At 43.4% G+C, this 1,309-nt stretch carries 1 protein-coding gene; it reads right to left on the minus strand.

Annotation, left to right across the window (positions count from 1 at the left end; translation table 11 throughout):
* Positions 1–21: 21 nt before the first annotated feature.
* Entirely contained in the window at positions 22–1,161 is a 1,140-nt protein-coding gene (locus tag JGK14_RS00110; protein WP_293209103.1) for a transposase, read from the minus strand.
* Positions 1,162–1,309 lie beyond the last annotated feature (148 nt).

The following is a 1,309-nucleotide window of genomic DNA, read 5'->3' on the forward strand; positions in this document are numbered from 1 at the left end:
AGCTGATTGACTGACAAAAGTTTAATTAGCCCAAACTACAGTGGTAGCTTGAAACTCAATTCTGTAAGTTCTTTGCTGATGTTGTAGACGAGAAGCCTTGACTGGTTCGGGGTCAATATTAGTAGAAAAAGAGACAACAGAAATTAAATTCCAGCCCTTGTTCAGAGCTTGTTTGACCCAACTCCAGCCAATTTTTAAGTAGCTAGCACCCCGATACCAATGTGGATCTACACAGCGACGCTGACCTAAAATGACAACTTCAACACCTTGAGCAGTCAAGAACAAAGTAGTCATCGCTAACACTAAGCACAGTCGAGAAAGAGCTGGAGCGGAACGGAGTTTAGAGTCTTCGAGATTGAATCCAGAGGATTTATCATCCAGAAAATTTTCCTCAATGGTAAAGCGGAAACCATATTCCCGAAAAGTTTGGAGATTAGTAGGCTCCGTACTAATAATGTACCAGTGTTCGCCATTCGTAGATTCCCACGCAATTGCTAGATGGACATCTGTGAGCGAGTTACATTTGTGAATTTGAACGTTGTGGATCAGTTTTGCCTCGCCGATGGCTACCGGAAATTGACTCACTCGCTGCCACCCCTGCCGTGGATGACGCAGCCAAAAATTGCCTTTAATCCGGATTCGACAGTGCCAGCCTAATTTTCTGACATAACGGACTAATTCGGCATTGGCAAACCCCCTGTCAGCCAAGAGAATGACTTTGACATCGACGGGTAGGAGCCTAGAGACACGCTTGAGAAGGTCCTGATAAGTATCGATTTTGACACTACTACTTTTGTGTTTGAGTACTCGCCAGCCCACCGGAATCGCTCTGCCCAAATGTACAACACAGATCCGAATGATGCAATATTTATCCCATAACATACTGGTATCAAAACTCAGATAAATTTCTGAGTCTTTCCAGTTGGCAAATACCGCCTTCACTACAGGACTATACAGTTTTGCTGGGTTGATGCGGGGATTATTTACCCATCGAGACAATCTTCGCTGTGTGCTTTGGGCTATTTGTGCTTTGGTGCAAACATGGTCGATCCATTTGGTTAGATTTACCTTGCCTTCTACAATCAAACCAACCATCATCCAACACATCACTCCTAGATGTCTTAAATCTGACCACTGACTGTATTGACCTGCGAATTTCATTAGTTTATGATGAAGATGAGAGGGGCGATCGATCATTTCGATTCATACTGGTTTTTTGGTTAAGAACAGTTTATCCCTCTTTTTCTCTTTAATCCAGTCTGGGTCAGCTTTTATCCCGATCTTGACTGACTTTTGTCAGTCAACCAGC

Origin of the sequence: Microcoleus sp. PH2017_28_MFU_U_A (genome assembly GCF_020738035.1) — a bacterium.
Classification (GTDB): Bacteria; Cyanobacteriota; Cyanobacteriia; order Cyanobacteriales; family Microcoleaceae; genus Microcoleus.